The following is an 18,645-nucleotide window of genomic DNA, read 5'->3' on the forward strand; positions in this document are numbered from 1 at the left end:
GCCTTCATCCATGCCCATGGATGAAGGCGAAATCTTCAACATGTACCACGAGATCCCGTCGGTCGCGAAGAAAGCCGCCTGGGGCCTCAAGTACACCCGCGCCATCTCCGACCCGGAATTCAACACCGGCACCGTCGAAACCGACAAGGAACTGCTGCGCAACCTGATCGCCTACTACTGCGTCCTGGAAGGCATCTTCTTCTACTGCTGGTTCACCCAGATCCTCTACTTGGGCCGCCGCAACAAGATGACCGGCGTCGCCGAGCAGTTCCAGTACATCCTGCGCGACGAATCCATGCACCTGAACTTCGGCATCGACGTGATCAACCAGATCAAGATCGAAAACCCGCACCTGTGGGACGCCGAAATGAAGGAAGAAGCTTCGCAGATGATCCTGCAAGGCACCCAGCTGGAAATCGAATACGCCCGCGACACCATGCCTCGCGGTGTGCTGGGCATGAACGCGGCGATGATGGAGGACTACCTGAAGTTCATCGCCAACCGTCGCCTGTCGCAGATCGGCCTGAAGGAAGAATACCCGGGCACCACCAACCCGTTCCCGTGGATGAGCGAGATCATGGACTTGAAGAAAGAGAAGAACTTCTTCGAGACTCGCGTGATCGAGTACCAAACCGGTGGTGCGTTGAGCTGGGATTGATCCCCGGTTCGACACGGTTTGACGACTTCGCTCTGAATCGACAAGCCGAAAAAGCAAAAGCCCCGATTTGATCGGGGCTTTTTTATTGGGTGATGAATAGTGCTGTTCCTTTCCATGACGCCTTCACACCACCTACAGCCCTGACTTCACTGTAGGAATGCTCGCGAGACTCATCGCGACTACATGTAGGAATTTTCGTAGACATCCGTAATGGCCACTCAGTATCGTCCAAGGGATTCCAACCCTCGGCGAATGTATGAGCGACAAAGAGAAAGACAGCGACTGGACGGTGTTTGAGATCGAGGCGGCCGTTGACGCCTATCTGAAGATGCTGGAGCAAGAACTGGCCGGCCAACCATTCAACAAGGCCCATGAGAATCGCGCTCTGCGTGCCTCAGCCCTGCCCACCCGCACCAAAGGCTCCGTCGAGTTCCGAATGCAGAACATCTCCAGGGTTCTGATGACAATGGATCGGCAACCGATCAAGGGCTACAAACCGGCGAAGAACGTGGGGCCGAAAGTTGAGCATTGGATTCGGGACGCGCTTGCTGATCGGGGTGTTCAACCGGGCAACCCTACTGTTCCGACGGCGGATGAAGAAACGCTGGAGCGCCGAGCCGCTGCACTTCAAAAGCTTGAGCTCAAGGAACCACCGAAGGGCATCAAAAAGCCGAAGAAAGCTGAAAACTCCCGCACCGTCTTTGTTCGCGATCCCGGCGTCAGGGCTTGGGTTCGCAATGAAGCCAACGGTCATTGCGAAGGCTGCGGAGAACCCGCCCCCTTCCACAAATTCGATTTGCCGTTTCTGGAAGTTCATCACGTCAAACCACTTGCCGATAAGGGCTCCGATCAAATCACCAACGCTGTGGCGTTGTGCCCGAACTGCCATCGCCGTTGCCATCACTCCAACGACCGCGAGGCATTCACTGAGAAGCTCTACCAGCGGGTTAAGCGGTTAGTGCCCGAATAACCGTCCTCTGTGGCGAGGGAGCTTGCTCCCGCTCGGCTACGCAGCAGTCGCGCTCGCTTAAGAGCGAGGGCTGCTTCGCACCCCAGCGGGAGCAAGCTCCCTCGCCACAGCGCCTTGACCTGATTGCCGCAACACTCCCATGCTTGTCCGCAGACGCAAGCCCCAAGAGGCTAATCCGCATGTGCGCAGACCGGATCACGGCAGAGCAGCGCTCCAGGCTCATGGCGCAGATAAAAGGCAAAGACACCAAACCCGAACGGGTCGTCCGCTCTTTGTGCCATGCGATGGGGCTGCGGTTTCGTTTGCATCGGCGAGACCTGCCGGGAACACCTGACCTGGTCTTCCCCAAGCATCGGCTGTGCCTGTTCGTGCACGGTTGCTTTTGGCACCGGCATGGCTGCAAGTTCGCCTCCGTCCCCAAAACGCGCCCGGAGTATTGGTCGCAGAAGTTCGAGGCCAATACCCAACGGGACGAGCGTTGCATTAACAAGCTGAAGCTGTTGGACTGGCGTGTCGATGTGATCTGGGAGTGCGAACTCAAGGATCTTGATCGCGTCAAGGAACGCATTCAGTCGCTCACCGCCCCGCTCCACTGAAGGAACCAGTACCCGCCATGAAGTTCGACCTCGCCTATTGCGTCAGCCTCGACGACAAACTTTCGATCTATGACGTCCGCGACCTCAACTTCGACGAGACGGTGGACTTCGATTCGGCGAAGGAACATTTCCAGTGCCCCAACGATGCCTGTCGTGCGGCTGTCGAGGTGTCGAACGAACTGGGGACGTTCAATGCCAAGAACGTGAACTACGTGCGCACCCCGCACTTCAAGAATCTGCCGACGACCCGGCATGTGGCGGGGTGTCCGTATTCGAGCCTGAGGGCACCGGCCTCAGGAGGCGAGACGGAGGATGGTGATGACGGGCGGGAGGAGCATTTCCCGTCGGAGTTGCTGCTGACCCGCCGTGAGTACGTGCGAAAGCCAACGGCCCCGGATGTGGCGGCGGATGTGCGGCGGGAGGATCCGGTGCACGTGGCGCCGGTGAACGCCAAGGAGTCGGCGGGCCGTGACACGGCGCCGGACAAGACCACTGTTTTCGCCCACCCGGTGGAGTGCTTCGTGTCGAACTTCGCCGACAAGGAATTGCTCAAGCGCATGCCGCTGAAGATCGGCGAACACACCGCGCCGTATGGGTCGTTCTTCAAGAAGATTGAATACCTGCTGGACAACAAAGGGCTGATCTACTGGGGCAAGGTCAAGGAGATCAAGGACTACACCCAAAGTCTGCGCATCGACTTCGAGCAGAAGGTCTGGTTCAAGCAAGCGGACGAGGCGAAGAAGAAGCCGTATTCGGTGAACGTGTACCTGAGCAAGAAACTCATCGACAACTACCGCAAACGCAAGGCGTTCCTGGAAGAGATCAAGCACGCCATCGACAGCGACAAGGAACTGTTCTGCTTCTTCTATGGCGTGACGCCGGAGTTGAAGCAGGTTCCGAGCAAAAAGAACCCCGAACAGACGTTCGGGGTATTCAGCGCAAACATTGAAAACCTGGATCACTTCATTGTGCGGGAAGCGCCGGGGCTGGCGTGAGGCTCAGCCCTGGGGCAGTTGCAGTTTGACGGCGCCGGGGTGTTGCTTGACCACCGAGTACGGCAACACGGACCATTCGGGGTTGTCGCAATTGCGTTGGATGCGCGCGAAGTAAGCGCCCATGTAAATGCCCTTCGCCGTGAAGTGCCAGTTGGAATATCCCCAGACACCTTCGTCGGTGTAGTCGCACTCGCCGTCGTCTTCGGCAGGCTTCTTCATTTCTTCGGGATAGAGCGTGGCGAACTGTTTGACCAGCCATGGCGCCATGACCTTGCCCTGATCGTATTCGGTCGCTTGACTGTCGGGCTCGCCGATCCACAGCACATCCTTGAGCTTCAACAGCTCACCGGTGTGCACATCGAGGTTGATCGGCGAACTGCCGAAGTCCGGATGCGCACCGCCGCAGTCGTAGCCGGTGGAAATCTCCAGGCTGACCACTTCCGGCGACAGGAACGTGGGGGCAGCCCCTTGATCGAACTCGGCATATTCGCCGCCATCCATCATGCAGCGGTGATAGTCGCTGACTTCGCTCCAGAGCCGGCCGAGCAGATGTTCGTTGATGCGTTGCCGTTCTTCTTTTGCGTAGCCGGACTCGACCGTGAACAGTGAAATCTTCGACTCGGGCTCTGCCCACCATTGCAGGTCGTAGCCCATGAACGTCTCTTTTTTCACCGGCTTGAGCTTGAGCCCGTGCAACCGCAGGTACTCGTAAGGGTCGCTGTCCGGCAGCGCGGCGACATAGGGCAGTGCGCCTGGTGCCGGGGCAGGCAAGGCGGCCTTGGTGAGTTGCACCGGCAACCTTTTGCCCTGCGGGCTCTGCCACTCGCCCTGCCAGCCGTTGCCGGCCCGTGTCAGCGTGAGGGTCGGCAAGGGTTTGTCTGCGCTGTAACGGGAGTTGCCTTCGTTGAGCGTGAGCACGTCGTCCTGCAGCGTGCCGCCGAGCTCCAGGTCACGGTGGTACTTCTCGTAGAAATAGCGACCGCTCACCTGTTCCGCATCGGCGGTGTTCACTTCCAGAACGATCGGCATCTTGCCCAGCGTACCGGTGAAGACCTGACGGGTATCGCCGGCGTGAGCAGCCGTCATCAGCGCGAACAGCGCAGCGGCCGCCAAGGCCGGACGCAACAATCCCTTGAACATGAATCGATCCCTGAATGAGTAGGAGGTCGCGCCGGGCTTTGAACCGGCGCAGGTCGAATGCGGGGCGCATTATGGCGAGGTTGCGTGCGGGAATCGAGGCGCAGTCGCTTGCACCGTTCGTCCGGTCAGACGCCGCTGGTTCGCAAAAACGCGAAATTGCGTTTGATCCGGCCCGAAAACAACTGTACAAAAACACAGTACATTTTCAGCCAGCATTTCTGCGCCCGGAGCACATCACCATGGCCACTTCTGCGATGAACCTCATTCTCGAACGCATTGCCCTGTTCCAGTTCACCCCGACGCACTGCGCCCAGGCCCGGGCGATGCTGGGCTGGAGCGTGGAAGAGCTGGCGCGGGAAACGGCCGTGCCGGTGCAGGAGATTCAACGGTTCGAGGCGCAGCAGGAAGTGGAGGATGCCGCACGTCTGGCATTGGCGTACCGGCTCGAAGCACAGGGGCTGGTTTTTTTCCCTGGGTTTGCACCTGGGCGTGCTATGAACGGCGGTGTCTCGATGCCGGAAACGGGTCGCAGGGAGTATTCGGTGGCCGAATGAATCACCGCGACGCCTGAGAGGCCGGCAAACACGTCCGAACCGCTGAGGGGTTACTCTTTGAACGCCGGATGCTGCAGCTTCATCGATGCTTGTTCATAGCTGTAAGCCATGGCAAACAGTTTTGGCTCACTCCAGCGCGCACCGTATAGGAACACCGAGGTCGGCAAACCTGCATCCCCCATGCCCGACGGCAGGGTGATTGCCGGGTAACCGGCCGCTGCGGCAAAGAACTGGGAGTAACCGTCCGACTCCGCAAACAGGGCATCAAGGTTGTGCTCGCTCAATTGCTCATCAAGCACGCTGGTGAAGTCTTTGTTGATGCGTGCCATCAACACCTGCGCTTCTTCATGCGACATCGACAGGGCGTTGATCTCTTCGAGCGTTTTCTGCCCGTAGCCGTCGTGCCCCGGGTTGGCCTGATTGAACTCGATCAATTCCTGAAGCGTTTGAATCGGCAGGCCGGAGCGACCCGCGAGGTACGCTGGCAGCTCATGCTTCATGCCCCCCTTCAACGCGTCGACATAACCGCCAATGTCCGGCAAACGCATGGACAACGGCACAAGGGTGGCGCCTTGTCGGGTCAATACGGCACGGGCTTCCAGGTATTCGGGGCCTGGCGTGAGCACCACACCGCCCTCTCCCACAAACTCGGTCACATAACCGATGCGTTTGTCCTTCAGTGCATCTTCGGCCAGCAACAGGGTGTAATCGATACCGGTGGGGGCTTCGGCCGTTGCGGAGTCGGCGCTGTCTACACCTTGCAACGCGTTGAACATCAACGCAGTGTCTCGCACCGAGCGACCGAAGGCACCGGGGGTGTCTTGCAGACGGGTGATGGGAATGATGCCGGTGCGGCTCAACAACCCCAACGTCGGCTTGATCCCCACGACGCCATTGGCCGTTGCCGGACAGGAGATGGAGCCATTGGTTTCGGTGCCGATAGACAACGGCGCAAAACCAGCGGCCACGGCCGCGGCCGAACCGGAGCTGGAACCGCAGATTTCCCCGCTCAGCACATGGGGATTTTTCCCTTGTCCGCCCCGCCCGCTCCAACCGTGAGGCAGGCCCATTTCCCGGATGTATGCCCACTCGCTCATGTTGGTCTTGCCGAGAATGACAGCACCTGCATCGCGCAGCCGTTTGACCACAAATGCATCATCGGCGGCAGGCTGTCCGACCATCGCCAACGAACCCGCACTCGTTTGCATCCTGTCGGCGGTGTCGACGCTGTCCTTGAGCAGCACCGCGACGCCGTGCAACGGTCCGCGCAGATGCCCTTGCGCCCGCTCTTCGTCCAGCACTTCAGCGATTTCGATGGCTTGCGGATTGAGCTCGATGATCGCGTTTATGGCCGGACCTTGCTTGTCCAGTTCGGCAATCCGTGCCGTCAAATGCTGCACCAGCGCAACCGAGGTCAGCTCACCACTGGCCATCCTGTCGTTGAGCTCACTGACAGAAGCGTATTCAAGCGGAGAATCCGCAGCGTCTGCAAAAGGGAAACCTGCCAACACCGTCAGCGAAACCGCCATGACCTGCGCAAGGCCACCTACATTGCGCGCTAAAGGAAACTTCATAAATTTCGTCCTTGTTGAAGAGTCTCGAGTGAGTCATTTCACTCGAGACCAAGACTACCGTTTCGACGAGAAACGGCTGTCAGCAACAAGGAAAAGGGCGCGTAGGAATTGTCATTTCACTTTGTAGCCGCTACACGCGACACGGCCTTTTCTGACAACTCTTGATCCAATTCCAACCACCATGCCTGACCGCGATGGGGTTTCTTCAGATGGAAGGCCTCCCCCATCTGCGGGGTGGTGATGGCGACACTGCGCTCCCAGGCCAAGGCCAGGATTCGGTCGAAGGGTTCGTGCCAGGCGTGCATCGCCAAGTCGAACGTGCCGTTGTGGATCGGGAACAGCCAGCGGCCCTTGAGGTCGAGATGGGCCTGCAGGGTCTCTTCCGGTTGCATGTGCACGTGGGGCCATTCGACGTTGTAGGCGCCGGTTTCCATCAGGGTCAGGTCGAAGGGGCCGAACTGTTCGCCGATGCGCTTGAAGCCGTCGAAGTAGCCGCTGTCGCCGCTGAAGAAGATCCGCGTGTCGCCGTCGATGATCACCCACGAAGCCCAGAGGGTGCTGTTGCCGTCGAACAGGCCGCGACCGGAAAAGTGCTGCGACGGAGTGGCGATGAACCGGATGCCGGCGACGTCGGTGCCTTGCCACCAATCGAACTGGCGGACCTTGCCGGCGTCGATGCCCCATTTGATCAGGGTATCGCCCACGCCCAGCGGGGTCAGGAACACGTTGACCTTGTCCGCCAGCTTGAGCACAGCCTGGTGGTCGAGGTGGTCATAGTGGTTGTGGGACAGGATCACCGCTTCGATCGGCGGCAGTTCGTCGATGCTGATCGGCGGCTGATGGAAGCGCTTGGGGCCGGCCCATTGCACCGGTGAGGCGCGCTCGGCGAACACCGGGTCGGTGATCCAGAACTTGTCTTGCAGCTTGAGCAGCAGGGTCGAATGGCCCAGGCGGTAGACGCTGTGGTTCGGTGCCGCCAACAGATCGGCGCGGGTCAGGGCCTGCACCGGAATGGCGGCGGCCGGGCGGGTGTTGCGCGGCTTGTGGAAGATCATGTTCCACATGATGCGCAGCATCTTGCCAAAGCCTTCACGCTGCACCGGCGCGTGGTTGCGAAACAGCCCCTGGGCCTGACGGGAGGCTTCGGGCGCAGTGACGTTGCTCATCGAGGAAACGGATTCGGCCATGACGGAATGACTCCAGAGAAACCGTGCAATTCACGGTTTTCCAAGGGGGAACGGTATATGGCCAAGGCACGCACGCATCAGCCGGACATCTGGTTTTAGAGTGCACCGATTAACGCAACATTACACTGATCGGTGTACTTTCTAGGTTGCATCAAACCGGACGACAAGTAAACTGCCGAGTGTAATTTCATCCTCTGACCGCCGAATCGAACTTATGACAGCCCCCCAGCGCCTCACCGACCGCAAACGAGAAGCCATCATCCAGGCGGCGATCGCCGAATTCCGCGCCAACGGTTTCGACGTCACCAGCATGGACAAGATAGCGGCCACCGCCGGGGTGTCGAAGCGCACGGTCTACAACCATTTCCCCAGCAAGGAGGAGCTGTTCGCCGAAATTCTCAACCAACTCTGGGCGAGGATCTCCGCCGAGCAGGCCACGCCCTACAGCCCCGACCAACCCCTGCGCGACCAGTTGCGCAGCATGGTGATGGCCAAGGTGCAGCTGATGGCCGACGAGAACTTCCTGACCCTGGCGCGGGTGGTGATCGCCACCACCATCCATTCCCCGGAACGGGCACAGAACATGGTGGCGCGCCTGGGCGAACGGGAGGAAGGCCTGACCTTGTGGATACGAGCCGCCCAGGCCGACGGTCGGCTGAAGCCGGTGGATCCCGAATTCGCCTCCCAGCAGGTGCAAGGCCTGATCAAGGCGTTTGGCTTCTGGCCGCAGATGTCGATGGGTCGGGCGGCGCTGGACCTCGACATGCAGCACACCGTGGTGGAGTCGGCGCTGGACATGTTCCTGGCCTGCTATCAGCTCTAGACCGGGTTTGCGCTGCTTCTGCCCACGATTAAATGGCTCGGAAGGACACTGATTATTCCTGTTGGAATAAATGACAATGTCCGACAGTCTGCCGATGAACGGTAAGTCCGAGAAGAACACATCAAAGTGTTTCAGAATGAATCTGGCGCAGAACATCATGGAAAACCAACGCGGCAAAGGCTTGTCATTCGCCAGACGTATCTACCTGCCACGGGCCATCGGCCTGGGCGTCGGCTTCTTCAGCGTCGGTGCCGCCCTCTATCCCTTGGGCATGCCGGCCTGGCTGTGGGCCTTACTGGTGTTCAACGGTTTTGTCTGGCCCCATGTCGCCTTTCAATGCTCGACCCGCTCGGCCTTCCCCTACCGCGCCGAACGCCGCAACCTGCTGTACGACTCGGTGTGCGGCGGCTTCTGGACCGCGTGCTTCCAGTTCAATCCGCTGACCACCGTGACCATCCTCTCGATGATGACCATGAACAATGTCGCCGCCGGCGGCCTGCGCCTGTTCGTGCTCGGCGTCCTTGCCCAGCTCACCGGCGTGCTGCTGGGCTGGGCGCTGTTCGGCATCGCGTTCACGCTGACGGCCACGCCGGTCCAGGTCTGGGCGTGCCTGCCGATGCTCACCCTGTATCCGCTGGCGTTGGGCATGGTCTGCTACCGGCTGGCGATCAAGCTGGCCGAGCACAAGCGCACCCTCAGCGCCCTCAGCCGCACCGACAGCCTGACCGGCCTGCTCAATCACGGTGCCTGGAAAGACCTGCTGCACCTGCAGTTCAAGCAGTGCCGCGAGCACGACAGCCAGGCCGTCCTGGCGCTGATCGACATCGACCACTTCAAGGCGATCAACGACAGCTACGGCCACATCGTCGGCGACACCGTGCTGCGGCAATTGAGCCGCGAACTCAAACGCCTGCTCCCTGACAGCGAACTGGCGGGCCGCTACGGCGGCGACGAATTCTGCGCGATCCTGCCCAACCTGCCGCTGAACAAGGCCGAAGCCCTGATGGAGCAACTGCGCCAGGCCCTGGATCAGTACCGCCATCCCGATGTGCGCGCCTTGCGGGTCAGCCTGAGCATCGGCCTGGCCCGCTATCAAGGCCTCTATCCCGATGCGCTGGACTGGTTCGATGACGCCGACAAGGCGCTCTATGCCGCCAAGCACACGGGACGGAACACCATCTGCGTCGCCTTGAGCCGTTCCGGCGCCTGAAAACTTATACAAAATGTAAAGAAACCACTTCCTTGTACAAGTTTAGGAAGTTTTGTATAAGAGCAATCCGCCAGCCTGGATGCTGGCATTGTGCATTCAACGCCGAGCGCCGCTTGCGCGTCCGGCCTGCCGACGCGGGAACAGGGACCCACACTCAGGCCTTCCTTTCTCCAGAGCACCGCCCCTATGTTCTTCAGCCGCCAGAAGTCTGCCCTTGCCGATCTGCAGCACACCCTCGCCCAGCAATCCGGCCTGCTTGAAGCCATCGACCGCTCCATGGCGGTGATCGAATTCGATCTCGACGCGGTGGTGCTGCGCGCCAACGACAATTTCCTGAAGACCCTGGGCTACACCGCCGGGCAGGTGATCGGCCAGTCCCACCGCCGCTTCTGCCCGCCCGAGTTCGCCCGCAGCCGCCAGTACACGGAGTTGTGGTCGCGGCTCAAGGACGGCCAGTTCCAGTCCGGCACCTTCGAACGTGTCGACAGTCAGGGCCGGCCGATCTGGCTTGAAGCCAGTTACAACCCGATCAAGGATGCGTCGGGCCGCGTGGTGAAAGTGGTCAAGTACGCCATGGACGTCACCGCCAAGGTGCAGCAGGAAAGCGAAGCCAACGCCAGGCTGCAGGCGATCGACCGGGCGATGGCGGTGATCGAGTTCGATCTCGACGGCAGCGTGCTCACGGCCAACCAGAATTTCCTGACACGCATGGGCTACACCCTCGCCGAGCTCAAGGGCAAGCACCACCGGCTGTTCTGCCGCGCGGAACTGGCCGGCAGCAGTGCCTATCAGGACTTCTGGCGGCGGTTGAATCAGGGCGAGTTTTTCCATGGGCAGTTCGAACGGGTCGACAAGGCCGGGCGCACCGTGTGGCTGGAAGCCAACTACAACCCGGTGTACGACGCCACCGGCCGGCTGTGCAAAGTGGTGAAATTCGCCTCGGACGTCACCGCCCGGGTCGAACAGCACGAACAGGATGCGCGCAGCGCCAGCGCCGCCTACCACATCTCGGTGGCCACCCGGCAAGCCGCCGAGCAGGGCACGCAAGTGATCCAGCGGGCGGCCAGCGAAATGCGCGAGATCGCCGACGACATCGTCCAGTCCTCCACCCTGATCGGCCAGCTGGGCGAACGCTCCGAACAGATCACCGCCATCGTCAACACCATCCGCGCGATTGCCGAACAGACCAACTTGCTGGCCCTCAACGCGGCCATCGAAGCGGCCCGCGCCGGCGAACAGGGTCGCGGCTTCGCGGTGGTGGCCGACGAAGTGCGCCAACTGGCGGCGCGAACCAGCGGTTCGACGGCGGAGATCTCCGGCATGATCGACCTGATCCAGAACGAGACCCGCCAGGCGATCAAAAGCATGGACGGCACGCGCCACCGCGCAGCGCAAGGCGTCGAACTGGCGGACCGGGCCGGCACGGTGATCCTCAAGATCCGCGACGGCGCCAGTGAAGCGGTGGAAGCGGTAAGCATGTTTGCCAATGAACGGGCGGCGGACTGAGGCCGGAATCACATCGGCGCACGACCGGCAAACCCGGCCGTCGCCATCGCCGGCAGGCTGGCTCCCACAGGTCTTATGCCTGAGCCACACATCCAATGCGGGAACGGGCCATCCGCCCCGGCGCAAGGCTATAGTGACCGCAAATCCCAATGCCCTGCCGAGCAGACCATGACGCCGTCCAAACCCGATTCAGCCCCCGTCGACCACCTGCGCTTCCACCGTTCCCACGCCCACCTCGCCCCCACCTTCGGCACCGACAAGTTCGCCCTGCGCGCCGAGGCCTTTGCGCGGTTCTTCGGCACGCCCACATTCCTGGGCGCGCAGACGCTGGTCGTGGTGCTGTGGGTCGCGCTCAACATGTCCGGCGTCACCCATTTCGACGTGTACCCGTTCATCCTCCTCAACCTCGCGTTCAGCCTGCAGTCGGCCTACGCCGCGCCGCTGATCCTGCTGGCCCAGACCCGCCAGGCCGCCCGGGACAAGGCCCAGTCGGAGGCCGACGCGCAGCACCGCGAAGCGCTGGCCGTGGCCAACAGCGAACGCCAGGCCCAGGCCGCGAAGAACACCGCGCAGTTGCTCGAGCTGCTGGAGCAGAACACCCGGCTCACGGAAATGACCAAGAGCCTGACCGAACGCATCGAAAGCCTGACCACCGAGCTGCACCAGCACATGCGCGAGAATTCGCGCAGCTGAGCCGCCTCACGGCAGGCGCAACGCCCGGCCGAGCTCGTCGAACAGCGTGACCACCGAACGCAAGGCCCGGCAGTCCGGCCGGGTCAGCAGCCAGAGGGCCGTGTCGTGGCCGTGCAGCGGTTCGCTCAGGGCGCGCAGGCCGTCGCCGATGAGGAAGTCCGGCAACGCCGCCACCCCCAATCCGCCCCGCACCAGTTCAGTGACCGACAGCATGCTGTTGCAGCGGTAGCCGGGCGTCACGCCGGGCCATTGCTGACGGCGCCAGACGACGGTCGGGTGATCGGGCAGAAAGTCGTCCGGCGCGATCCAGGTCAGCGCGGCCAGATCCGTGGCATCGACGCTTTGCAGATAGCGTTCGCTGGCACACACCCGATAGGAAATCTTCGCCAGTCGCCGGCCGACCAGATGCTCCGGCGGCGTGCGGGTCAGGCGCAGGGCGATGTCGGCATCGCGGCGGCTGAGGTTGGCGAAATCGTTGGAGGTGCTCAGTTCCAGGGTCAGCGCCGGGTAGTTCGGCATGAACTGCGCCAGCGCCGGCAGCAGCAGGCCTTGCAGCACCGAGTCGGTGCAGGTCAGGCGCACGGTGCCGCTGACCACTTCCCCGCCCTGCTCCACGCCGATCCGCGCCGCCTCCAGCGCCTGTTCGGCGCGCTCGGCCTGTTCGGCCAACGTCCGCGCCAGTGTGGTGGGCAGGTAACCGGCGCGGCTCTTTTCGAACAGCTGCTGGCCGAGCGCGGATTCGAGACGGCGCACCGCGCGGAACACGGTCGACACATCCACTTTCAGCAACTGCGAGGCCCGGGCCAGGGAGCCGCCGCGCACCAAGGCGAGGATCAGGGACAGATCCGGGTAGTCGAGACGATAGTGCGTGGGTGCATTGATCACTTGGGCAAACGCCAATGTTGAGTGCGTGGACGCCAATCTATAGTGGGTCTCGCACCCAGACAATCCCGCGATTCTGCAGCAAGGGTGCTTGTTCACATCGGTCGCGAAGCCAAGCGACGACTGCTGCGCAGCCGAGCGGGAGCAAGCTCCCTCGCCACAACGCACCTTTCAATGGAAAAAGAAGCCATGGACACGCCCGCACCGCCCCTGCGCATCGCCCTGATCGGCGACCGCGACCCGAACGTCACCGCCCACCAGGCGATCCCCGTCGCCCTCGGCATGGCTGCCGAACACACCGGCCTGACTGTGCAGTTCGAATGGCTGGCCACCGACCGGATCACTGCCGATTCGCCCTTGGAGGCCTTTGACGGTGTCTGGTGCGTCCCGGCCAGCCCCTACAAAAGCGAAGACGGCGCGTTGCGGGCGATTCGTTTTGCCCGCGAGCGCCAGCGCCCTTTCCTCGGCACCTGCGGCGGCTTTCAGCATGCGGTGCTGGAGTTTTCCCGCCATGTGCTGGGCTGGACCGATGCCGAACACGGCGAAGTGTCCCCGGATTCGAACCGCGCCGTGCTTTCGCCGCTGACCTGCTCGTTGGTGGAGACGGTGGACAGCATTCACCTGGAGCCCGGTTCGTTGATCGCCAAGGCGTATGAAACGTCGCAGATCCTTGAGGGCTATCGCTGCCGCTACGGTGTGAATCCGCAGTTCCAACAAGACTTGATGAGCGGCCGTCTGCGCGCGGTGGGCCACGACTCGGCCGGCGATCTGCGCGCCATCGAGCTCACGGGCCACCCGTTCTTCGTCGCCACGCTGTTCCAGCCCGAACGGGCGGCGCTCAAGGGCCAGTTGCCGCCGTTGGTGCGTGCATTCGTCCAGGCCTGCGCGGAGGGACGGCCATGATCGCCCAGACGCCAAAGGCGCCCTACTACGCGGTGATTTTCACCTCGTCCCGCACCGAAGGTGACCAGGGGTATGCCGAGGCGGCCTCTCGAATGGTGGAGCTTGCCCAGCGCCAGCCGGGCTTCCTGGGGGCCGAGTCGGTCCGGGGCGACGATGGCGTGGGGATCACCGTGTCGTACTGGACAAGCGAAGCGGCGATCCTGGCGTGGAAGAACCATCCGGAACACCAGGCCATCCGCGAGCGCGGGCGTTCGACGTGGTACTCCTCGTTCCATACGCGGGTGTGCAAGGTGGAGCGGGACTACCGGTTCGGCTGATAGCTGCAGTGCCATTGAGGGCCCCATCGCCAGCAGGCTGGCTCCCACACAGGATCCGTGGCGATCACCCGCCCCCCCTGTGGGAGCCAGCCTGCTGGCGATGGCGATAGACGGCTCACCCCGGACTCAACCCTTGACCAGACTGCGCACCGCCACGATCTCCGGCACCTCTCGCTTGCGCATGTACACCCGCAGCGGTTCGGTGATGTTGATCCGGTCATCGATGTGTTGGTCGAGCAGCAGCTGGATCAGTTCGCGCTTGAGGGTCATGGCCTGGTCCGGTGCCTGGGCCCAGACGAACTCGCTGGCGGGCACGATGCCGTCGTCGGCCACGTCCATGCCGAAGGAGTCTTCGCTGAAGCGCACGATGTAGCGGCCGGTCTTGCGGTTGAGGCCGACGAAGCCTTTGAGCTGGTCGGCGGCCTGGCAGATGAGTTGGGATGTGATGCGCATGGTAAACCTCACAAGAGTGATCGAAGGTTTACACGCAGGGCATTGAGGCACACCCTCTGCCGGGGTGGTTGCCGTGGCCAAGCGTACTGCAAACAAACGCACAAAAGTGCGGAAATTTTCGCTTTCAGTACGTTTATGTCGGTCTTGCGATAGCACGTTTTCGTTTGAGTTGCTAAAAGGGACATCTTCGAAAATACCTGCGAAAGGACCTCGACATGCCCGCCACTTTCACCAAAAGCGCCCTGATGCTGAGCCTGATGCTCGGCCTCGGCCAGGCCCAAGCCGCCCAGCCGGCCCCTGCCGAACTGGCCGCCTCCCTGGGGATTCCGCGCCCGGCGGTGATCGCCCACCGCGGCGCCTCCTTCGATGCGCCGGAATCCACCGCCGCGTCCTACAAACTGGCCCGCGACCTGGGCGCCGATTACCTGGAGATGGACCTTCAGCGCAGCAAGGACGGCGTGCTGTTCGCCCTGCACGACAACAACCTGCAGCGCACCACCGACGTCGCCGCCAAGTTCCCTGAGCGCAAGGACAGCCCGGCCAACGCCTTCACCATGGCCGAGCTGAAAACCCTGGACGCCGGCAGCTGGTACAACAAGGCCTACCCGGACCGCGCGCGCGCCGCCTATGCGGGCCTGAAGATCCTGACCCTCGACGAAATCATCGACATCGCCCAGGCCAATCCGAAGCACAAGCCGGGCCTGTACATCGAGACCAAGGAGCCGCAGCTGTTCCCCGGCATCGAACACGACCTGAAGGAAAAGCTGCAGGACCGCGGCTGGCTCAGCCCGGCCGGTTCGAAACTGGCCAAGGGCGAGCTGGGCGTCGGCCAGGGCAAAGGCAAGGTGATCCTGCAGACCTTCGAGAAGAACAGCCTGGAGCTGCTGGAAAAGGAAATGCCGCAGGTGCCGAAGATCCTGCTGCTGTGGGTCGGTGAAGGCAGCATCGAGCCGAAGTCCAAGGTGGCCTTCGCCGACTCCGGCGAGAAGGACAAGAACGCCTACTACGGCAAGCAGGAGCCGAAATCCGAAGCCGAGTTCAAGCAGTGGATCGACTACGCCAAGGCCCAGGGCGCCATCGGCACCGGCCCGTCGGCGAAGCTGACCCACGGCGGCGACCAGAGCTACTCGGACCTGGTGCAGCCGTGGATGAACCAGTACACCCACGACCAGGGCCTGCTGGTGCATGTCTACACCGTCGACGAGCCGGTGGACTTCGAGAAGGTCATGGCCGCCGGCGTAGACGGCATCTTCACCAACCGCGCCAGCGAACTGCTCAAGTTCTACAAGCGCCCGGCCGCCGCCAGTGTGGATCAGGTGCTCAAGAACAACGGTTTCTGAGTGAAGCCGGACACCCCGTGGACAGGCCACCTGTGGCTCGGGCACGACTATGGCCTGCTCCACGGGATGTCGGGGCGCACCGCGCCTCACTCCCACTACGCCCACCAACTGATTCTGGCGCCCGGCCGTCCGGTGACGGTGCTGCTGGATGATGCCCCCGTCACGGCTTCCCGCCTGCTGATCCCTTCACAGGTTCGCCACGCCATCCTCGAGGCGCCGGATCCGCTGTTCACGGTGTACGCCGAGCCCTTGACGCTGGAGGCTCAGGCCCTGCGCGATGCGCTGTTCGATGCGGCCCCTTCACTGCCGGCGCTCGAACAGGCCCTGCGCGACTGCCCACGCCGCCGGCTCGCCGATCCCCGGATCGAACGCGCGCTCGACGCCATCGATGCCTCGCTGACGGACAAGGTCGCCGCCCGCACCGTGGCCGACAGCGCCCATGTGTCCCTGAGCCAGTTGCAGCGGCTGTTCGTCAGCCAGGTCGGCCTGCCGGTGCGCCGCCTGGTGCTGTGGCGGCGCCTGCGGCTGGCGATGGCGCAGGTGCTGGCCGGCCGTCCGGTGACGGACGCGGCCCATGCCGCCGGGTTCGCCGATTCGGCGCACTTTTCCCGCAGCCTGAAGAAGCTCTTCGGCGTCACCGCCCGCCAGGCCTTGCAGCACATGGAACTGCGGCTGCTGGATTGACTCAGCGGCGCAGCGCCTCGGGCACCGCCGGCTCCTTGGCCAGGTGCGTTTTCGCAAACGGGTCGAGCAACTGCGCCACATAGTCCCGGGGGAAATCCGGCCGGCTGCCGATGCCCAGATCGCCCGCACCGATGCGGTAATCCTGTGTGTGGAAAGCGGTGCCCAGCAGCCTGTCCCACACCGTGAAGAACAACCCGAAATTGACGTCCCCCGCCCGTCCGTACTTCATGTGGTGGAAGCGGTGCAACGGTGCCCAGGCAAAGACATGGCGCAATGGCCCCAAGCGCATGTCGACGTTGGAATGCTGCAGCAACAGCTGGATCGCGATGGCGAACGCCAGCAGCAGCGCGACCTCGGCGGGTATCCCCAGCACCAGCAGCGGCAACAGGCCCGCCGTGGCCTCCAGCGCCTGATGCAACGGATGCTTCATCAAGCCGTTGAAGCCGTACAAGCGCTCGACGCTGTGGTGCACCGCATGCAGCCGCCACAGCCAGCGCACCCGGTGGCTGGCGTAATGCATCAGGCTCATGCCGGCATCGGCCACCAGCACCGCCAGGCCCAGTTGCAGCCACAACGGCCACGTCCGTGGCCACAGCCCGTCGACCGACAGCAGCGCCGCCAGCCCCGGCAGCGCCAGCAGGCCGAGGGCGTTCAACGCCTCGTTGACCAAGGCGTGCAGCCAATCACGGCGACGGTCGCCGACGGGCCGGTTCCAGTCGGATTCGTAGGGCAAGGCCCGTTCCGCCGCGAACGACACCAGCAGCGCCAGCACAAACAACAGCATCAGCCACCCGGCCGATCCGCCCGCCAGCCACACGCCGGCGCCGATGAATCCTGCGAAGAACAGCGGCGCGTAACACCACGCAAGGATGAGTCTCATGTCCACCTCCATTGGTTGAAGGCCGAGCATGAAAGGGATGGGCGCCAGGCAATTGAACAAACGACGCAAACCGCCGCGGCGCTTTTTAAGGGTGAATTAAGTTGCGGCGGCTAACCTGAAGCCACTTGAATGAATCACCCAAAGGAATAAACCATGAAGACTTTGACTGCCCTGTTCACCGCCGCCGCCCTGACCCTCACCGCTGGCCTGGCCCAGGCCGACGTGCGCGTCGACCAGATCCCGCAACTGGTCAAGGAAGGCAAGATCAAGCCGCTGGAAGAAATGAACCAGACCGCGCTGAAGCTGCATCCGGGCGCGACCATCACCGACACCGACCTGGACAACCACTTCAACGGCTACGAATACGAAGTCGAACTGCGCACCGCCGACGGCAAGGAGTTCGACGTGGACTTCGACGCCACCACCGGCAAGGTGCTGAGCAACAAGCAGGACACCTGACCGGCAGATGGCCCTCCTGCGGGGCCACTGACTTGATCCTGGCCGGCGGTGGCTGAACGGACGCCATCGCCAGCAGGCTGGCTCCCACAATGGATCTCTGCACACCGCAAAACCCTGTAGGAGCTTGCCTGCAAGCGATGAGGCCAGCCCAGTCGACATCCCTGTTGCCTGACCCACCGCCATCGCTGGCAAGCCAGCTCCCACAGTGTCTGGGTTCAACCCTGCATCTGAGAACGACCCGGAACCTGTGGGAGCTTGCCTGCAAGCGATGAGGCCGGCACTGCCGACATCCCTGTTGCCTGACCCACCGCCATCGCTGGCAAGCCAGCTCCCACAGTGTCTGGGTTCAACCCTGTATCTGTGAACGACCCGGAACCTGTGGGAGCTTGCCTGCAAGCGATGAGGCCAGCCCAGTCGACATCCCTGTTGCCTGACCCACCGCCATCGCTGGCAAGCCAGCTCCCACAGTGTTTGGGTTCGACCCTGCATCTGTGAACGACCCGGAACCTGTGGGAGCTTGCCTGCAAGCGATGAGGCCGGCACTGCCGACATCCCTGTTGCCTGATCCACCGCCATCGCTGGCAAGCCAGCTCCCACAGTGTTTGGGTTCGACCCTGTATCTGTGAACGACCCGGAACCTGTGGGAGCTTGCCTGCAAGCGATGAGGCCAGCCCAGTCGACATTCCTGTTGCCTGACCCACCGCCATCGCTGGCAAGCCAGCTCCCACAGTGTCTGGGTTCAACCCTGCATCTGAGAACGACCCGGAACCTGTGGGAGATTCTATGTTGCAAGGGAACCCTGCAGCCTCAAGTTCGGTTGG

20 protein-coding genes are annotated in these 18,645 nt (G+C 62.5%); 14 read left to right on the forward strand and 6 right to left on the reverse strand.

The genetic code is table 11. From position 1 onward, the window contains the following. The 4 genes from ACIP0B_RS24135 to ACIP0B_RS24150 form a co-directional block, all read left to right on the forward strand. Positions 1-658, forward strand: a 658-nt coding sequence (locus ACIP0B_RS24135; RefSeq protein WP_400836658.1) for a ribonucleotide-diphosphate reductase subunit beta, incomplete at its 5' end; no start/stop codon positions are given. Between the two features lie 256 nt (positions 659-914). After that, positions 915-1,628 carry an HNH endonuclease gene (locus ACIP0B_RS24140; protein ID WP_400836660.1) on the forward strand — a complete coding sequence of 238 codons (714 nt, stop codon included), beginning with the start codon at positions 915-917 and terminating at the stop codon, positions 1,626-1,628. Positions 1,629-1,807: 179 nt separating this feature from the next. After that, the gene (locus ACIP0B_RS24145) at positions 1,808-2,224 is read left to right on the forward strand and encodes a very short patch repair endonuclease (protein WP_400836662.1); all 417 of its coding nucleotides are present in this window, start codon (positions 1,808-1,810) and stop codon (positions 2,222-2,224) included. A gap of 17 nt (positions 2,225-2,241) precedes the next feature. Then, a complete protein-coding gene (locus tag ACIP0B_RS24150) occupies positions 2,242-3,219 on the forward strand; it encodes a hypothetical protein (protein WP_400836664.1) in 978 nt (325 codons plus the stop codon). Between the two features lie 3 nt (positions 3,220-3,222). Here ACIP0B_RS24150 and ACIP0B_RS24155 read toward each other — a convergent pair whose 3' ends face one another. Beyond that, a complete protein-coding gene (locus ACIP0B_RS24155) occupies positions 3,223-4,359 on the reverse strand; it encodes a hypothetical protein (RefSeq protein ID WP_400836666.1) in 1,137 nt (378 codons plus the stop codon). A 239-nt stretch (positions 4,360-4,598) separates the two neighbouring features. On the opposite strand from ACIP0B_RS24155, the gene ACIP0B_RS24160 reads away from it, so the two are divergent. Then, entirely contained in the window at positions 4,599-4,913 is a 315-nt protein-coding gene (locus ACIP0B_RS24160; protein ID WP_400836690.1) for a helix-turn-helix domain-containing protein, read from the forward strand. A 50-nt stretch (positions 4,914-4,963) separates the two neighbouring features. Here ACIP0B_RS24160 and ACIP0B_RS24165 read toward each other — a convergent pair whose 3' ends face one another. Continuing rightward, a complete protein-coding gene (locus ACIP0B_RS24165; RefSeq protein ID WP_400836668.1) occupies positions 4,964-6,487 on the reverse strand; it encodes an amidase family protein in 1,524 nt (507 codons plus the stop codon). Between the two features lie 116 nt (positions 6,488-6,603). Continuing rightward, positions 6,604-7,674 carry an MBL fold metallo-hydrolase gene (locus tag ACIP0B_RS24170; RefSeq protein ID WP_400836670.1) on the reverse strand — a complete coding sequence of 357 codons (1,071 nt, stop codon included), beginning with the start codon at positions 7,672-7,674 and terminating at the stop codon, positions 6,604-6,606. 214 nt (positions 7,675-7,888) lie between these two features. Between ACIP0B_RS24170 and ACIP0B_RS24175 the strand changes: the two genes are divergently transcribed. The 4 genes from ACIP0B_RS24175 to ACIP0B_RS24190 all read left to right on the forward strand — a co-directional run bounded on the left by ACIP0B_RS24175 (position 7,889) and on the right by ACIP0B_RS24190 (position 11,906). Then, positions 7,889-8,497 carry a TetR/AcrR family transcriptional regulator gene (locus tag ACIP0B_RS24175; RefSeq protein WP_400836672.1) on the forward strand — a complete coding sequence of 203 codons (609 nt, stop codon included), beginning with the start codon at positions 7,889-7,891 and terminating at the stop codon, positions 8,495-8,497. 157 nt (positions 8,498-8,654) lie between these two features. Then, the gene (locus tag ACIP0B_RS24180; RefSeq protein ID WP_400836692.1) at positions 8,655-9,707 is read left to right on the forward strand and encodes a diguanylate cyclase; all 1,053 of its coding nucleotides are present in this window, start codon (positions 8,655-8,657) and stop codon (positions 9,705-9,707) included. 186 nt (positions 9,708-9,893) lie between these two features. Beyond that, positions 9,894-11,213 carry a methyl-accepting chemotaxis protein gene (locus ACIP0B_RS24185; RefSeq protein ID WP_400836674.1) on the forward strand — a complete coding sequence of 440 codons (1,320 nt, stop codon included), beginning with the start codon at positions 9,894-9,896 and terminating at the stop codon, positions 11,211-11,213. 168 nt (positions 11,214-11,381) lie between these two features. Then, on the forward strand, positions 11,382-11,906 hold the full coding sequence (locus ACIP0B_RS24190; protein ID WP_400836676.1) for a DUF1003 domain-containing protein: 525 nt from the start codon (positions 11,382-11,384) through the stop codon (positions 11,904-11,906). A gap of 6 nt (positions 11,907-11,912) precedes the next feature. Here the strand turns inward: ACIP0B_RS24190 and ACIP0B_RS24195 are convergent, their stop codons facing one another. Continuing rightward, complete coding sequence (locus ACIP0B_RS24195; RefSeq protein WP_400836678.1) at positions 11,913-12,791, reverse strand: LysR family transcriptional regulator; 879 nt, start codon at positions 12,789-12,791, stop codon at positions 11,913-11,915. A gap of 186 nt (positions 12,792-12,977) precedes the next feature. Here ACIP0B_RS24195 and ACIP0B_RS24200 point away from each other — a divergent pair, with 186 nt between their 5' ends. Next, positions 12,978-13,691, forward strand: a complete 714-nt coding sequence (locus ACIP0B_RS24200) for a CTP synthase (RefSeq protein ID WP_400836680.1) — start codon at positions 12,978-12,980, stop codon at positions 13,689-13,691. Then, positions 13,688-14,008 (forward strand): antibiotic biosynthesis monooxygenase family protein, encoded by a 321-nt coding sequence (locus ACIP0B_RS24205; RefSeq protein ID WP_400836682.1) that lies wholly within the window; start codon positions 13,688-13,690, stop codon positions 14,006-14,008. The genes ACIP0B_RS24200 and ACIP0B_RS24205 overlap by 4 nt, the downstream gene beginning before the upstream one ends. 126 nt (positions 14,009-14,134) lie before the next feature. Here the strand turns inward: ACIP0B_RS24205 and ACIP0B_RS24210 are convergent, their stop codons facing one another. After that, positions 14,135-14,461 carry a DUF2025 family protein gene (locus ACIP0B_RS24210; protein ID WP_217890917.1) on the reverse strand — a complete coding sequence of 109 codons (327 nt, stop codon included), beginning with the start codon at positions 14,459-14,461 and terminating at the stop codon, positions 14,135-14,137. 215 nt (positions 14,462-14,676) lie between these two features. Here ACIP0B_RS24210 and ACIP0B_RS24215 point away from each other — a divergent pair, with 215 nt between their 5' ends. Beyond that, positions 14,677-15,801, forward strand: a complete 1,125-nt coding sequence (locus ACIP0B_RS24215; RefSeq protein WP_400836684.1) for a glycerophosphodiester phosphodiesterase — start codon at positions 14,677-14,679, stop codon at positions 15,799-15,801. Positions 15,802-15,867: 66 nt separating this feature from the next. Further along, positions 15,868-16,485 (forward strand): helix-turn-helix domain-containing protein, encoded by a 618-nt coding sequence (locus ACIP0B_RS24220; RefSeq protein ID WP_400836694.1) that lies wholly within the window; start codon positions 15,868-15,870, stop codon positions 16,483-16,485. 1 nt (position 16,486) lies between these two features. On the opposite strand, the gene ACIP0B_RS24225 is transcribed toward ACIP0B_RS24220, so the two are convergent. Continuing rightward, positions 16,487-17,365: a sterol desaturase family protein gene (locus ACIP0B_RS24225; RefSeq protein ID WP_400836686.1), complete on the reverse strand. Its 879-nt coding sequence runs from the start codon at positions 17,363-17,365 to the stop codon at positions 16,487-16,489. Between the two features lie 153 nt (positions 17,366-17,518). Here ACIP0B_RS24225 and ACIP0B_RS24230 point away from each other — a divergent pair, with 153 nt between their 5' ends. Next, positions 17,519-17,824 carry a PepSY domain-containing protein gene (locus ACIP0B_RS24230; protein WP_400836688.1) on the forward strand — a complete coding sequence of 102 codons (306 nt, stop codon included), beginning with the start codon at positions 17,519-17,521 and terminating at the stop codon, positions 17,822-17,824. The last annotated feature ends 821 nt before the right edge of the window (positions 17,825-18,645 follow it).

Origin of the sequence: Pseudomonas sp. NPDC089534 (genome assembly GCF_044749305.1) — a bacterium.
Taxonomy (GTDB): Bacteria; Pseudomonadota; Gammaproteobacteria; order Pseudomonadales; family Pseudomonadaceae; genus Aquipseudomonas; species Aquipseudomonas ekonensis.